Here is a 14223-nt window from a genome sequence, read left to right on the forward strand (position 1 = left end):
CGAGATGCGAACGCGTCCCATTTGCGCCAAGGCACTGTTTTTCTTGACTTTTACGTCGCCCCCCAGTATGTCCCGCGATGATGAAACGCCTCGCTGACCTCACCGAGGCCGAGACCCTGGCCCTCGCCATCGCGAACGAGGAAGAGGACGCCCGGATCTACGCGACCTTCGCGATGCGCATGCGGACCGACTTCCCCGCGACCGCCGCCGTCTTCGACGGGATGGCTGAGGAAGAGCACCGGCACCGCGGCCTGCTCCTCGCCCTCTACGAGCGCAAGTTCGGGAAGGCCCTGCCCCACATGACCCGCGCCGACGTGCGCGGCTTCCTGCGGCGCAACCCCGTCTGGCTCGCGGACAACCTGCGCCTCGACGTGGTGCGCCGGCAGGCCGCCGTCATGGAGCTCGAGGCGGGCCAGTTCTACGCGAAGGCAGCGGAACAGGCGCGCGACACCGACGTCCGCCGCCTTCTCGGCGACCTCGCCCTGATCGAGCAGAAGCACGAGGCGCTCGCGGACCGGCTGACGGAAGCGCATCTGACCCAGGACGCGCGGCAGGAGGAGGACGCGGCGGCGCGCCGCATCTTCGTCCTGCAGATCGTGCAGCCCGCGCTCGCCGGGCTCATCGACGGCTCGATCTCTACGCTCGCGCCGATCTTCGCGGCGGCCTTCGCCACGCAGTCGTCGCACGACGCCTTCGTCGTCGGGCTCGCCGCCTCGATCGGCGCCGGCATCTCCATGGGTCTGACGGAAGCGCTGTCGGACGACGGCGCGATCACGGGACGCGGACACCCGCTGATCCGCGGCATCGCCTGCGGCGTGGCCACCGCGATCGGCGGGCTGGGACATACCCTGCCCTACCTCATCTCCGATTTCTGGACCGCGACCGTCGTGGCCGGCTTCGTCGTGGCGCTGGAACTCGCAGCCATCGCCTGGACGCGGTGGAAGTACATGGAGACGCCTTTCACCTCAGCGCTGGTGCAGATCGTCCTCGGCGGCCTGCTCGTGCTCGCGACGGGCATCTTCATCGGCAGTTCCTGATGCGAGCGCGGTGACGCGGTCGGCCAGCGCCTCTCGCGCCGCGGGCACCGGCCGGTGTCGGGCGCCGCAGGCGTCGCGCGCGAGGAAGTGTCCCGTCAGCCGCAGCCCGTCTGCCCAGTCCTTCGGCGTCGCGGGCGCCGCGTCGTCGAGCAGGAAGCCCGGCAGGGGCAGCAGGCGGTCGAGATAGGGCGCGGCGGCGCCCGCGCTGACGGCGCAGCCCGACTTCGGGGAGACGTGGGTCAGGTCGGACGTCGCACCCGTCGCGGCGCAGCGGGTCAGGTCGAGGCCGTAGCCGAGGTCCGCGAGCAGCAGCACCTCCCACCGCAGGTAGTCCGGCAGTACCTCCTCCGCGCCGCGCCCGAGATGCGCGATGACCGGGACGAGGGCGCGGAAGACGCGCGGATGCGCCTCGCGCTCCGGCAGGGCTTCCGCGGCGACGGCACAGGCGGAGGAGAGGAGCGCGAGCGACAGCGGATCCTCCATCGCGAGCGCCGCGGCGGGGTGGACGAGTTCGCCGGAGAGGCTGCCCAACTGGTCCGCGAGGCGCGCGACCCAGCGGGCCTCGACGAGGTTGCCCGGGAGCCAGATCGCGGCGTTGCCGCGCGCGGCGCCGCCCTTCACGAGGCCGGCGTGGCGTCCCTGTTCTTCCGTCAGCAAGGTGACGACGGCACCGCCCTCGCCGAGTGGCCGCGCGTCGAGCACGATCGCCGGGGCTTCCCATTCCATGGCGGGGATGTGGGGCCGCCGCCGCCGATCCTCCAGGGCAGGTCGGGCGCCGCGGCGGGCGTGCCAGTTGCGCCTCGGACTTGCCTGCGTCGTACGGACCGGTCCGCCCTCCCCCGTGTCGAGGGAGCAGACCGGGGCGCTCAATCCAGGTCCTCGAGACCGAGGGCGCGGAGGCGGCCGCGTTCCTCGTCCCAGCCCGGCCGGTCCTTCACGTTGAGGAAGAGGTGCACGGGACGTTCGAGGAGCACGTTCAGCTCCTCGCGCGCGCGGCGGCCGATCTCGCGGATGCGGGCGCCCTTGTCGCCGATGATGATCGCCTTCTGCGAGGCGCGGCCGACATAGATCGTGCAGTCCACGCGCACCGAGCCGTCCTTGCGTTCCTGCCAGGACTCGGTCTCGACGGTCGCGTGGTGTGGCACTTCCTCGTGCGTCTGGCGCAGGATCTGTTCCCGCACGATCTCGGCGCAGAGCATGCGTTCGTTGAGGTCGGAGAGTTCGTCCTCGGGGAAGAGCCAGGGCCCTTCGGGCATGGCAGCGCCCAGGGCGTCGCGCAGGCGGTCCGTGCCGTCGCCGTTGCCGGCGGAGACCATGAAGGTCTCCTCGAAGGGCAGGGCTGCGTTGAGTTCGGCGGTGAGCGGCAGCAGGCGCTTGGTGTCGAGCAGGTCGGTCTTGTTGAGAACGAGCCAGATCCGCCTGCGCTGGCCCTTCAGTCGGTCGAGGATGGCGCGGACGCGTTCGGTGATCCCGGCGCGGGCATCCACGACGAGGAGCGCCATGTCCGCGTCCTGCGCGCCGCCCCAGGCCGCGGCGACCATCGCGCGGTCCAGGCGCCGGCGCGGGGCGAAGATACCGGGCGTGTCGGTCAGCACGACCTGGCTGCGGCCGACCATCAGGACGGCGCGGATGCGGAAGCGCGTGGTCTGGGGCTTCGCCGAGACGATCGAGACCTTCGCGCCGGCCAGGCGGTTCACCAGGGTGGACTTGCCGGCGTTCGGGGCGCCGAGGACGGCGACGATGCCGGCGCGCGTCCCCGGCGCCGCGGCGTCGTCCGGCGTCAGGGCGGGCGTCACGGCGGGGCCGGCGTTATCGCCGGCCGATGCGGCCGTTGCCGGCGTGTCGGCCGAGGCGACGTCGCTGCCGGCGTGCCGGGATGCGCCGCCCTCGCTCGGCTGCGCCGCCTGCCCGGCCTTACCGTCGGGCCGGGCGTCCGGGCGATCGGTGCCCGGGTCCTCGGGGGTGGGGTTTTCCTCAGGCATCGCCGAGTTGGGCGAGGAGGGCGGCGGCGGCGGATTGTTCGGCGGCGCGCTTGCTGTCGCCGGTGGCCTCGGCGGAGCGGCCGTTGACCCTGGCGCGGACGGTGAAGTGCGGGGCGTGGGAGGGACCCTCGGAGCCGACGAGTTCGTATTCAGGGAGGCCGAGGCCACGCCCGAGGCTCCATTCCTGGAGGCGGCTCTTGGCGGACATCGGCGGGGTGATCTCGGACTCCAGAACGACGGTCCATTCACGCCGGATGAATGCGCGGGCGGCGTCGAGGCCGCCATCGAGGTAGAGGGCGCCGATCAGGGCCTCCGTCGCGTCGCCGAGCACGGTGGCGCGCTGGCGCAGGCCGGTGCGGCCCTCGGCGGGCGGGACGCGCAGGGCGTCGGGCAGGCCGATGGATTCGCCGATCTTCGCGAGGGTGTCGGACTGGACGAGGACGGCGAGGCGCTTGCCGAGTTCGCCCTCCCGTTCCTCGGGGAAGCGTTCGGAGAGCCACTCGGCGATGAGGAGGGCGAGAACACGGTCGCCGAGGAATTCGAGGCGCTCGTTGGAATCGAGCTGGCGGCGCTTGGGGTCGGCGGCGGAGCGGTGGGTGAGTGCCTGGTCGAGGAGGGCGGCGTCGGCGAAGGCGTGGCCGAGGCGGGAGGAGAGGGCGGCCACGGCGGGCTTCGGGGCGCGGTGCGACGGGTCGGCGTTGTCCTGCGCGGGGCGCTGCCGGCGGGGGTCCCGGGCTTCGCCGTGACCGTCGCGGGGGGCGCCGACCTGGCCGGGGCGGCTTCCCCGTCGCGGAGCCGGGGAGCGGGCGCGCGCGCGTCGGGGACGGCCGGTGTCGAGGCGGGGCGCGAGCCTGGAGCGTGTGCCCCGGCGCGGCGCGCGGCGACGGCCGGCGCGTCGCCGGGGGCGGCGTCGTTACGGTTTCGGGGCGCCTCACCGGACGCCGTTCAGAAGGCGGGACCAGCGGACCGCGAGCGGCCAGGCCCAGACCTCCCACCAGTTTGCGGAGCCGTCCCAGGAGAAGAAGATGAACTCGGCGCGGCCGACGAGATTGTCCACGGGGATGAAGCCGACGAAGTTCGTGGCGCGGCTGTCGAGCGAGTTGTCGCGGTTGTCGCCCATGGCGAAGACGTGGTTCGCGGGGACGACGAATTCCTGGGTGTTGTCGTACGGGCCGTCATCCGACTGCTCGATGATCGGGTGCGCGCGGGGCTGGGCGCCGGGGGAGGCGGGTAGCGTCTCCCGGTACAGGCGGACGGTGATGCGGGGGCCGTCGCCTTCCACGGTGTAGTTGCCCTGCGGGACGCGTTCGACCCGCTGGCCGTTCACGTGCAGCACGCCCTGGCGGACCTGGATGCGGTCGCCGGGGAGGCCGACGATGCGCTTGATGTAGTCGGTCGTGCCGTCGCGCGGCAGCTTGAAGACCGCGACGTCGCCGCGGGCGGGGAGGCTGCCGAAGATGCGGCCGGAGAAGAGGTTCGGCGAGAAGGGGAGCGAGGCCCGGGAATAGCCGTAGGAATACTTCGAGACGAAGAGGTAGTCGCCGACCAGCAGCGTCGGGATCATCGAGCCGGAGGGGATGTTGAAAGGCTCGAACGCGATCGTGCGGATGCCGATGGCGATGAGCCCGGCGTAGAGGATCGTCTTCAGGCTCTCCAGCCAGCCGCCGGAGGATTTTTCGCGCACGGGCATGTCGTCTCGGGAGAGGGGCGAGGGCGGGGTGCCACGCCCGGGAGGGGGTGCGGTGCGGGTGCCCCGTACCGGGCGTGGTGTCAAGGAAGGGCGGTTTGGCGGCGTCACCGCCAGTTGCGGCGGAGCGAGGGGTGGATGTAGCGCCGGCCGGCGGCGATGCGGTGGAGGCGCTTGAGGGTGATGATCGTGTCGCGAAGGCGGGCGCGCATGTCGCGGTAACGCTCGTCGGGGCGTTGTTGCCAGTCGCTCGCGAAGGCCATTCCCATCTCCCGCACGGCGTCGTGTGTGGAACGACAAAGCTCGCCGGGGAGCAGCCGGTAGGGACCGGGCAGGGCGGATGGGCTCGCCCGGGGGTTGGCGGTTCCGCGCGGGAGCTTGGCGCGGGCGGGCTCGAGCCCGGCGCGGACAGGCTCGCGCCGACCTCGCGGCCCAGGGGGGCGCGGTGCCGGACGTAGGGGAGATGGCGCGGTACTCGTCCCCGGTCATGGTGGACCAAGGGAGCCGGGGGGAGTGAGGGAAAGGAATGGGGCCTCCGCGGGTCAGAGGAATGTGCCAATTGATATAGGACTAAATTCAAGACTGTGTGTGTGCCGCCCTGTGTCGCTCTGCCCGTCGCGTTGAACGACCTTCCCCGGCTTTTCGCTACCAGGTCGGGCGGGCGGGCTCCGCTTGCTCCGCCATGGCGACGAGGCCACGCAGTTCCTGCCGCAGGGCGGCCGGGATGGAGGCGAGCGCGCCGTCGGAAAGGTCGGGCGCGTTCCAGTAGAGGGCGAGCATCTGGGCAACAGCACCGGCTTGCTCGCGGTCCCGGCCGCGCTTGAGAGGCTCCCGGTCGGGTCGCGCGGCGAGCCAGAGTTTATGCGCGGCCCACCACCGGGGGTCGGCTGCCGCGACCCAGACCGGCAGCCCATCCTCCGCGATGGCGACGCTGCCGAAGCGGGGGCGTCCACGATCATCTCAAGGCCGGGCATCTCGACGGCCGTCAGGTCCTCGGCGGCTTCGGCGCCGCCCAGCCGGCGCTTGGCGCGCGGGGCGACGTGCAGGTGGTCGCGCGGCTCGGCGACGATGAGGTTCACCATGAAGCCGTTCCCGCTGACCGCGCGCTACGAGCCTTCGTGTTGCAGGAAGAAGCTGGGGTCCCCCTGCGCAGTTCTGCGAGCAGGCCTTCCGGAAGAGCCCGTCCGGCGAGGGCAAGGTTGCGTCGGGCGTCGAGGGCAAGGTCGACGTCGCCGGTCGCGAGGAGGTCCGCGCCGAAGCGGATGCCCGCATGGGTCTCGTAGGCGAAGAGCGCATTGGTTCCGACGACGCAGACCGTGCGGCCGAGGACGCCTACCGCATCCAGCCGGCGCAGGAGGCGCGACGAGCCGCGGCACCCGCCCGAGGTCGGCGGCGCGGTTGCCGCGGGCCATGGCTTCCAGCGAGCGGCGCAGGGCTTCGGCCCCGGCCTCTTGCAGGGCCTTGCCCTCGACGACGGCGTGGTAAGTGCGCGCCATCGACTCGTTACGGGGGCCGAGGCTCTTCTCGATTCGACCCTGCCGTCGGTAGAGTCAGGCTTGGCCCTCGCGGTCGCGCCAGGTCATCGAGCCGCGGAAGCGGGTCCGGAGGTCCGCATCAGCGGCGCGCAGAGCTTCGGCCCGCTGCCGGGTTTCAATGAGGCGTCGGCGGCCCTCGAGGTCCAGCTCACTGATTCGCATGGTTTTGCCACTGACGCTCGGGTCTATGGGGAGTTCGTGGGCAATCGGCGCAAGATCAAAGGGTTATCGTCGTCGCATCGCCTGCGGGGCGGGTCGGGCCACGCGGACGCGCGGGGACGGAGCGTCACGGCGTGGTGGCGATCGGAATAGGCGACCGTCGATGTCGCATGGAGGGCGCATCGGCGTTCCGCGGGTCGTCCCGGGTCAACCGCCTGCCATGTTCCACGTTTCTCCCTGTGCCAGTGCAGCGGCGGGCCCGGTAGGCGGGTCCCGAAAGCCTTGATCCCCTTGGGGTCGCTCCCCGCACGATCCGGCCGCGGCCTGGCTCCCCTCCCCTTCCCCGTGCTGCGCGTCAGGTGATGCGGAAGGTGTCGCCTTCCCGCGTCGATGTGCCGTCGGCGGCGGATTTCAGCAGGTGCGCGAGGAGGGAACGGGCGGCGGCGGGGGCCAGGCGCGGGTCGAGGGTTGGGCCGTAGACGACGGGGACAAGGTCGGCGGCGGTGGCGCCGCCGCCGTCGCGCGTGGCCGTCCGGAGGGCGTCGAGGATGGCGGCCTCGCGGGCGAGGCGGTGGGTGCGGAGGGCTGCCAGGAAGGGGGCGGGGTCGTCATGCGCGGCGCCGTGGCCGGGGAGAAGCAGGCTCGGCGCGAGGGCGATGACCCGATCGAGGGAGCGGAGGTAGGCGGCCATGTCGCCGTCGGGCGGCGAGACGATGCTCGTCGACCAGGACATCACGTGGTCGGCGGACAGAAGGGTGCCGGGGGGGATGCCGTCGCCCTCCGCCGCGAAGCAAAGGTGGTTGGCGCAGTGTCCGGGGGTGTGGAGGGCGGTGAGACGCCAGGTCGCCGCATCGATCACGGCGCCGTCGGGCATGCGGCGGTCGGGGGTGAAGGCGTGGTCGGCGCCCTCCCCGCCATCCTCGGGCGGGGTGAGGTGGGGGGAGAAGGCAAGGGTCGGGACGTTCAGCGCCCTGGCGAGGGGTGCGGCGCCGGGGGAGTGGTCGCGATGGGTGTGGGAGACGAGGACGGCGGTGACGCGGTCGGCGGCGGTGGCGCGGAGGAGGGCGTCGCGGTGGGCGGGGTGGGCGGGGCCGGGGTCGAGGATCGCGACGTCGCCGCCGGGGGGGCCGATGATCCAGGCGTTGGTGCCGCGCGACGTGAAGGGGCCGGGGTTGTCGCAGAGGATGCGACGGAGGGCGGGGGCGAGGTGCTGGACCTGTCCAGGCGGGAGGGGGTCGTCGCGGCGGAAGGGGATGTCGGTCATGTGGTGCCTTGGGGGCGAGGCTCTCGGCGGGTCTCGCCGCGGAGGACGAGGAATCCGGCGGCGACGATGAGGGCGGAGCCGGCGAGCATGGGCCAGGAGGGCGTGTCGCCGAAGACGAGCCAGCCGAGGAGGATCGCCCAGATCAGGCCGGTGTAGTTGAAGGGGCCAAGGGAGGAGGGTTGGGCGGAGGCATAGGCTTCGGTCAGCAGGACCTGTGCGACGCCGCCGACGAGGCCCATCAGGACCATGATGCCGAGTTCCGTCCAGCTCGGGGTGACCCAGGTGAAGGGGACGGTGACGCTGATCATCAGCGTCATCAGCAGGGACTGCCACATGACGATGGTGGTGCTGCTCTCCGTCGCGGAGAGCTGGCGCACCAGCATGGTGGCGAGGCCGCCGAAGAGGCCGGCGATGGCGGCCACGGCGTAGCCCCAGGTGTTGGCGCTGCCGGAGAAGGCTCCCTGGCCCAGCGCGACGACGAGGACGCCGACGAAGCCGAGGGCGACGGCTGCCCAGCGGATGGGGCTCGGGCGTTCGCCGAGCCAGGGGATGGCGAGGAGGATGACGAAGAGCGGCTGGGTGTAGTTGACGGCGATCTGGTCGGCGAGCGGGAGGAGCGTGAGCGAGTAGAAGCCGCAGGCCATGCCGCAGATGCCCGCGAGGGACCGCAGCGCGTGGCCGCCGAGGCGGCGGGTGCGGAAGAACATCCCCGCGCGCCAGCCGACGAAGAGGGTGACGGGCAGCGCGAAGGCGCAGCGGAAGGTCATCAGTTCGTTAAAGGGGATGCGGTCGGAGAGGTGCTTTGCCAGCGCGCTCATCACGGTGAAGAGGGCGGCGGCGCCGAGCATGCAGAGGGCACCGCGGCGGGCGTCGTGGCGAAGGTGGGGCTCGGGGGTGGCCGGGGGCGTTCCGGCGCGCGCGGGCGGCGTCACGGCGCGCGCGGCGTCCGCCGTGGGGGCGGATGCGGGAGCGGACGACGTTGCGGTGGGCGAGTGTACGATCGCTTCGTCCGGGACGTTCGGCTCCGCGGTATGATCGCGGGTGGTACGAGCGTTCGGTGAGGATGCGTGCGGGCCGGACGCGTCGGTGTCCTGCGGGCCGGGGGTGTCACGCATCGCGGGGGTGGTCCCGTCGGGCGTGTTCTGGGCGCGGCGGCCCTCGCGGAGGTTGAGGAGGCCGGCGGCGGCGACCACGGCGGCACCGGCGATCGTCAGCCAGGAGGGGACGTCGCCCCAGATGGCGAGGCCGAGGAGGGTGCCGAAGATCAGCGTCGAGTACTCGAAGGGCGCGAGGAGGCCGACGGGGGCAAGGGCGAAGGCGCGAGCGAAGAGGAAATGCGCGGTGCCGTTGGTGGCGCCGAGGAGGAGGATGCCGATCCAGGTGGTGGCGTGGGGCCAGGCCGTGGGTGGGGAGAGGACCGTCCAGGCGAGGCCGACGGGGATGTGGGCGGCGAGGAGCCAGAAGGCGATCGTCGCGGGGCGGTCGGTGCGGGCGAGGAGGCGGGTCCAGATCCGGGTCACCGCCATGAGGATGATGCCGGCGAGGAGGATGGCGGCCTCCGGACGCCAGAGGTCGCCGCCGGGGCGGAGCATGAGGAGGACGCCTGCGAAGCCAAGGGCCGCGAGAAGCCAGCGTCGCGTCGAGACCCGCTCGCCGAGGAGGGGGATGGCGAGGAGGGTCATCAGCAGCGGGGTGACGGCTGTGATGGCGTAGCTGTCGGCAAGCGGCATGCCGGAGAACCACGCCAGGTAGTAGGCGATGGTGACGGCGGTGTGCAGGACGCTGCGCCAGGCGATGAGGCGGCGGTTGTTGGGGCGGAGGGAGGTGCGGCCGGTGAGGGCTCCGGAGACCGCGGCGATGGTGAGGGCGCCGAAGATGCCGCGGGCCAGCATGGCGCCGCCGACGCCGATCTCGGGCAGCGTCCATTTCACGAGGGCGTCGGAGGCCGTGATGATGAGGAAGCCGAGGGCGATGATCGCGACACCCTTGAAAGCGGGGTCGGCGAACATCGCGCGGGGTTGTCGGGCCTCCGGCGGGGGGCCGGCGTCAGGCATGGGTGGCGGCGCGGTCAGGCAAGGGTGGCTTCGGCCTCCTGGCAGGTGGCGCCGGTGTCGTCGCGCGTTTCCAGGCAGATCGTGTCGCCGGACTCTTTGTCGGAATGGGGGCGTGCGAGGAGCATGAGGGGGCGGTTATCGAAGCAGGGGCGGCGGCCGCGGTAGGCGAAGCGGGTGAGGCGCGTGTCTCCACCGGCGAGGCGGAGGGCGTGGGCGGTAAGCCAGGTGGCTTGCAGGGGGCCGTGGACGACGAGGCCGGGGTAGCCTTCCTCGCCGGTCACGTAGGGGTGGTCGTAGTGGATGCGGTGGCCGTTTCCGGTGAGGGCGGAGTAGCGGAAGAGGAGGATGGGGTCGGGGGTGAGGGTCGCCGTCAGGGCGTCGGGCCAGGGCGGCGCGGGCGGGGCGGGGCGGACGGCAGCGCCCTCGGTGCCGCGGTAGACGAGGTCCTGTTCCTCGGAGAGGGCGGGGCCGCGCGGGCCTTCGACGACGTGGCGTACCGTGACGAAAACGAGGCGGCCGGAGGCGCCGGTCTTTTCCGTGACGGTCAGGATGGTGCTGGTGCGGCGGAGGGAGTCGCCAGTGCGGATGGGTTCGAGGAAGGCCACGCGGCCGCCGGCCCACATGCGGCGGGGGAGGTCGTGGACGGGGGGAGGAAGCCGCCTCGGCGCGGGTGGCCGTCGGGGCCGAGGCCGGACGGGGGGCGCCAGTCCTGGAAGAGGGTCCAGTGCCAGAGGGGGGCCAGGCCGCGTCCTCGGCGGGGGTGGGCACATCGAGGGTGGCGGCGAGGCGGGCGGCGAGGCGGGGGTCGGCCGTGTCCTCCGCGGTTTCGGTGCGGCCGATGTAGTCATCGAACGGCATGCGCCCTCCCCTTCCCTGCCGTCGCATCATGCGGCGGCGATGGCGTGGGGGCGACCCAGCCAGCTGCGAAACCTGCGACGGGCAGGGGCGCGGCGGGGTGGCGGGCGTCGGCCACGGGACGCATGCTTGCCCGCGGCATGGCTGTGCGGGCGCACCGGTGTCAAAGCGGCGACGCGCTGCGCTCCGCGCGGGCGAGCGCTGGCCGGGCTTGTGCGGCTCGGCGTCCTGCCCCGTCGGGGTGCGGGACGGTGGCAGGAGGGGGCCGGGGGCTGTTCGCGAGGTGGAAGGCGGTTTGACGGGCAAGGCGGTGAGCGCGGCGGGTTCCGAGGCCCTCGGGCCGTTCCGGGTCCTGCTGCTGGGGGCGACGGGGACGATCGGGCGGGCGACGCTGGGGGCGCTGCGCGCGCGGGGGCATCGGGTGGTGTGCCTCGGGCGGCGGGCCACGGCGATCGAGGGGGCGATCGAGGGGGCGATCGAGGGGGCGACCGAGGGGGCGACCGAGGGGGTAGAGGGGCGGGTCGTGGACCTTTCCGACCCCACGGCGATCCGGCAGGACGGGCTTCGGGGGGAGCGGTTCGACGCGGTGGTGTCGTGCCTTGCGTCGCGGACAGGCGTGCCGCGGGATGCCTGGGCGGTGGATCACGGGATGAACGCTGCGGTGCTGCGGGCCGCGCGCGACGCGGGGGTGGGGCGGTTCGTGCTGCTTTCCGCCCTTTGCGTGCAGAAGCCGCGGCTGGAATTCCAGCGGGCGAAGCTGGCCTTGGAGGCGGAGTTGGCGGCCTCCGGGGTGGGATATTTGATCGTGCGGCCGACGGCCTTCTTCAAGTCGCTGTCCGGGCAGGTGGAGCGGGTGCGGCGGGGGAAGCCCTACCTGCTATTCGGGGATGGGCGGCTGACGGCGTGCAAGCCGATCTCGGACGGTGATCTGGCGGCGTATCTCGCGGATTGCCTGACGGATCCGTCGCGCTGGGGGCGGGTGCTGCCGATCGGGGGGCCGGGGCCGGCGATCACGCCGCGGGAGCAGGGGGAGGCGCTTTTCGCGATGCTCGGCCGGGCACCGCGGTTCCGGAGCGTGCCGGTGGGGATGCTGGACGGGATCGTGGGCGTGCTGGGGGCGGCGGCGCGGGTGGTGCCGTCGCTGGGGGTCAAGGCGGAGCTGGCGCGGATCGGGCGGTACTACGCGACGGAGTCGATGCTGGTGTGGGACGCGGCGGCGGGGCGGTACGATGCGGGGGCGACGCCGGCGACGGGGACGGAGACGCTGTTCGGGCATTATCGGGCGCTGTTGGGCGGGCGCGTCGTGGATGATCGCGGAGCACATGCGGTGTTTTGAAGTGCGATGAGGGGTGAGCGTGGAAGGACGCACGGCACCGGCTGGCATGTGTAGGCCAACCTCACCCGGCGGATATGGGCACATCCCGCTCGTGTGCTCGGCGCCACGAAGTTTCCAGAAGCGGACATTGCGGGTCCAATCTCAGCCGCCTGAGAAAGGGGTCGAACGGCTCTTCGATGGGCCGGCCGACAGAGGGGGAACCCGGGCACAACTCTGCTGACCTCTGGAAATCCCGGACGCGCGACACCCGGCGCCTCGGCTGCCCAGTCGACTGACTCATACCAGCGTTCAGGACAGGGCCCCGTCACGAAGCGGCCTCCTCCCGCGCGCCGCGGCGGACCATGGCGACGAACTGGCGTACAGCCGCCGAGGGCGCGTTGCGCCGGGCCGCGATGGACAGGAACGCCTTGGGTTGTGCGGGACCGCGAAGCGGCCGGAACGCCACGCCGTCCATCGTCATGCTCTGCATGGATGCGGGTACCAAGGTCACGCCGAGCCCGCTCGCCACGAGGCTAAGGGCCGAGATGATCCGATCCGTCTCTTGCCCCAGGACGGGGCTGAACCCGGCCTGCGCGCAGGCCGCCAGTGTGACGTCGTACAGCGCCGGCCCTTGCCGTCGCGCATAGACGATGAAAGGCTCCGTCGCGAGGCGATCGAGCGACACGGCCGCGGAGCGCGGGCCCGGCCGGGCTAGGGCGTGGGTGGAGGGGAGGGCTACGACGAGCGGCTCCTCCAGCAACGGGTGCAGCTCGAGACCCTCGGGCGGGGCAATCGATGCGCGGATGAAGGCCACGTCCAGCGTCCCGGCCTGAAGACCCTCCACGAGTTCAGCCCTGAGGCATTCCTGGATGCTGAGGGCGACCAGAGGACATTCCTCCCGAAAGCGCCGGATCATGCGCGGCACGAAGGGGTGAAACGGACCACTCGGCGGCATGCCGATGCGAAGCCTGCCCTGCTTGCCGGCCGCCGTGCGTCGCGTCCCTTCGACCGCATCATCGACGCGAGCCAGCACCGCGAGCGCATCGGCGAGCAAGGTGCGCCCCGCCTCCGTCAGGTCGACGCCACGAGCCTTCCGGCGAAAGAGTTGCACACCGATCTCACGCTCGAGCGCCTTGATCTGCTGGCTCAGTGGCGGCTGCTGCAGGCCGAGGCGTTCGGCCGCGCGCGTGACGTGCCCTTCCTGGGCCACCGCGACGAAGTAGCGGAGGTGCCGGAGTTCGACTGCCATATGCCTCACGTCTCGCTTTCGCTGCTGACACCGCATGGCTCGTATATCACTGCGGTGCTACGCGGTGGTGCATCAAGCCGCTGGAGGCGTGGACATGGCTGCGACCCGACGGAGGCTCCTCACCCGTGCGGCGGCCGTCGCGGCCCTTCCCTGCGCCGCTCCACGCCACGCAGGGGCGGACGTCACGTTCCCGTCCCGACCCGTCCGCCTCGTCATCGGCTTCGCGCCGGGTGGGCCGATGGACATCATGGCACGCCTCGCCGGCCAATGGCTCACCACGCGCCTCGGCCAGCCCTTCGTCGTAGAAAGCCGGCCCGGGGCCGGCAGCAACCTCGGCACGGAGACGGTCGTGAGGGCGACGCCGGACGGCTACACCCTGCTCGTCTTCGGGCCGGTAAACACCATCAACGAGACGCTGTACGAGAACCTTCCGTTCGTCTTCAGCCGCGACATCGCACCCGTGGCCGGGCTGGCCCGCGTCCCGTTCGTGATGGTCGTCAATCCTGCCCTGCCCGTGCGGAGCGTCGCAGACCTCATCACCCATGCGAAGGCGAACCCGGGCCGGATCGCGATCGCCTCGGCCGGGAACGGCACACCCCAGCACGCGGCCGCCGAACTGTTCAAGACGATGGCAGGGGTGGAGATGATCCATGTGCACTACCGTGGGTCCGGCCCGGCACTCGTCGACCTGATCGGCGGGCAGGTCCAGGTGATGATCGACGCCATGCCCTCCGCGATCGAGCACATCCGGAGCGGCCGCGTGCGCGCGCTCGCCGTGACGACGCCGGCCCGTGCCGAGATGCTACCGGACCTGCCGAGCCTGTCGGACGACGTGCCGGGATACGAGGTGAGTTCGTGGTACGGCATCGGGGCTCCGCGGGGTACGCCGCCCGACGTGACCCGGCGCCTCAACGAGGCGATGAATGCCGGGCTCGGCACGCCGGCGCTGGTTCAGCAGCTTTCCGGCTTGGGCGCGCAGGCAATGCCCGGCACGCCGGAGGATCTGGGACGGCTGATCGCCGCCGAGACTGAACGCTGGAGACGCGTCGTGCGGGATGCCACCATGAGGCTGGATTAGGGGGCGTC

Annotated in this window: 13 protein-coding genes and 1 pseudogene; 3 read left to right on the forward strand and 11 right to left on the reverse strand. The window is 72.2% G+C overall.

Annotated elements, in window-relative coordinates:
* Positions 1-77 precede the first annotated feature (77 nt).
* Positions 78-1037: an iron exporter MbfA gene (mbfA, locus tag ACE7GA_RS00620; RefSeq protein ID WP_376094173.1), complete on the forward strand. Its 960-nt coding sequence runs from the start codon at positions 78-80 to the stop codon at positions 1035-1037.
* Here mbfA and recO read toward each other — a convergent pair.
* The 10 genes and pseudogenes from recO to ACE7GA_RS00670 form a co-directional block, all read right to left on the reverse strand.
* On the reverse strand, positions 966-1763 hold the full coding sequence (gene recO / locus ACE7GA_RS00625) for a DNA repair protein RecO (protein ID WP_376100548.1): 798 nt from the start codon (positions 1761-1763) through the stop codon (positions 966-968). The two genes, mbfA and recO, sit on opposite strands and share 72 nt — an antisense overlap.
* A 140-nt stretch (positions 1764-1903) precedes the next feature.
* A complete protein-coding gene (era, locus tag ACE7GA_RS00630; RefSeq protein WP_376094176.1) occupies positions 1904-3019 on the reverse strand; it encodes a GTPase Era in 1116 nt (371 codons plus the stop codon).
* Complete coding sequence (rnc, locus tag ACE7GA_RS00635; RefSeq protein ID WP_376094179.1) at positions 3012-3683, reverse strand: ribonuclease III; 672 nt, start codon at positions 3681-3683, stop codon at positions 3012-3014. Before rnc ends, era begins: the two co-directional genes overlap by 8 nt.
* A 267-nt stretch (positions 3684-3950) precedes the next feature.
* A complete protein-coding gene (gene lepB, locus ACE7GA_RS00640) occupies positions 3951-4709 on the reverse strand; it encodes a signal peptidase I (RefSeq protein WP_376094182.1) in 759 nt (252 codons plus the stop codon).
* A 104-nt stretch (positions 4710-4813) separates the two neighbouring features.
* Positions 4814-4969, reverse strand: coding sequence for a hypothetical protein (locus ACE7GA_RS00645; protein ID WP_376094185.1), 156 nt, complete (start codon positions 4967-4969; stop codon positions 4814-4816).
* Positions 4970-5351: 382 nt separating this feature from the next.
* Positions 5352-5639 (reverse strand): annotated as a pseudogene (locus ACE7GA_RS00650) (GSU2403 family nucleotidyltransferase fold protein); the annotation flags it as partial.
* Between the two features lie 142 nt (positions 5640-5781).
* Positions 5782-6060, reverse strand: a complete 279-nt coding sequence (locus ACE7GA_RS00655) for a GSU2403 family nucleotidyltransferase fold protein (protein WP_376100550.1) — start codon at positions 6058-6060, stop codon at positions 5782-5784.
* A gap of 695 nt (positions 6061-6755) precedes the next feature.
* The gene (locus ACE7GA_RS00660) at positions 6756-7664 is read right to left on the reverse strand and encodes an MBL fold metallo-hydrolase (protein WP_376094188.1); all 909 of its coding nucleotides are present in this window, start codon (positions 7662-7664) and stop codon (positions 6756-6758) included.
* Positions 7661-9673 (reverse strand): EamA family transporter, encoded by a 2013-nt coding sequence (locus ACE7GA_RS00665; protein ID WP_376094191.1) that lies wholly within the window; start codon positions 9671-9673, stop codon positions 7661-7663. Before ACE7GA_RS00665 ends, ACE7GA_RS00660 begins: the two co-directional genes overlap by 4 nt.
* 59 nt (positions 9674-9732) lie before the next feature.
* A complete protein-coding gene (locus ACE7GA_RS00670) occupies positions 9733-10341 on the reverse strand; it encodes a MaoC family dehydratase N-terminal domain-containing protein (protein WP_376094194.1) in 609 nt (202 codons plus the stop codon).
* 542 nt (positions 10342-10883) lie between these two features.
* Between ACE7GA_RS00670 and ACE7GA_RS00675 the strand changes: the two genes are divergently transcribed.
* Positions 10884-11909, forward strand: a complete 1026-nt coding sequence (locus tag ACE7GA_RS00675; protein WP_376094197.1) for an NAD(P)H-binding protein — start codon at positions 10884-10886, stop codon at positions 11907-11909.
* Positions 11910-12213: 304 nt separating this feature from the next.
* Here the strand turns inward: ACE7GA_RS00675 and ACE7GA_RS00680 are convergent, their stop codons facing one another.
* Entirely contained in the window at positions 12214-13137 is a 924-nt protein-coding gene (locus tag ACE7GA_RS00680) for a LysR family transcriptional regulator (RefSeq protein WP_376094200.1), read from the reverse strand.
* A 94-nt stretch (positions 13138-13231) separates the two neighbouring features.
* Between ACE7GA_RS00680 and ACE7GA_RS00685 the strand changes: the two genes are divergently transcribed.
* Entirely contained in the window at positions 13232-14215 is a 984-nt protein-coding gene (locus ACE7GA_RS00685; RefSeq protein ID WP_376094203.1) for a Bug family tripartite tricarboxylate transporter substrate binding protein, read from the forward strand.
* Positions 14216-14223 lie beyond the last annotated feature (8 nt).

This window comes from Roseomonas sp. CCTCC AB2023176, from assembly GCF_042259275.1.
Taxonomy (GTDB): Bacteria; Pseudomonadota; Alphaproteobacteria; order Acetobacterales; family Acetobacteraceae; genus Roseomonas.

Excerpts from the sequence above, each read along its gene's own strand:
- mbfA (WP_376094173.1), top strand. The coding sequence starts at position 78 with ATGATGAAACGCCTCGCTGACCTCACCGAGGCCGAGACCCTGGCCCTC.
- recO (WP_376100548.1), bottom strand. The coding sequence starts at position 1,763 with ATGGAATGGGAAGCCCCGGCGATCGTGCTCGACGCGCGGCCACTCGGC.
- era (WP_376094176.1), bottom strand. The coding sequence starts at position 3,019 with ATGCCTGAGGAAAACCCCACCCCCGAGGACCCGGGCACCGATCGCCCG.
- lepB (WP_376094182.1), bottom strand. The coding sequence starts at position 4,709 with ATGCCCGTGCGCGAAAAATCCTCCGGCGGCTGGCTGGAGAGCCTGAAG.
- ACE7GA_RS00645 (WP_376094185.1), bottom strand. The coding sequence starts at position 4,969 with ATGGCCTTCGCGAGCGACTGGCAACAACGCCCCGACGAGCGTTACCGC.
- ACE7GA_RS00660 (WP_376094188.1), bottom strand. The coding sequence starts at position 7,664 with ATGACCGACATCCCCTTCCGCCGCGACGACCCCCTCCCGCCTGGACAG.
- ACE7GA_RS00665 (WP_376094191.1), bottom strand. The coding sequence starts at position 9,673 with ATGTTCGCCGACCCCGCTTTCAAGGGTGTCGCGATCATCGCCCTCGGC.
- ACE7GA_RS00670 (WP_376094194.1), bottom strand. The coding sequence starts at position 10,341 with ATGTGGGCCGGCGGCCGCGTGGCCTTCCTCGAACCCATCCGCACTGGC.
- ACE7GA_RS00680 (WP_376094200.1), bottom strand. The coding sequence starts at position 13,137 with ATGGCAGTCGAACTCCGGCACCTCCGCTACTTCGTCGCGGTGGCCCAG.
- ACE7GA_RS00685 (WP_376094203.1), top strand. The coding sequence starts at position 13,232 with ATGGCTGCGACCCGACGGAGGCTCCTCACCCGTGCGGCGGCCGTCGCG.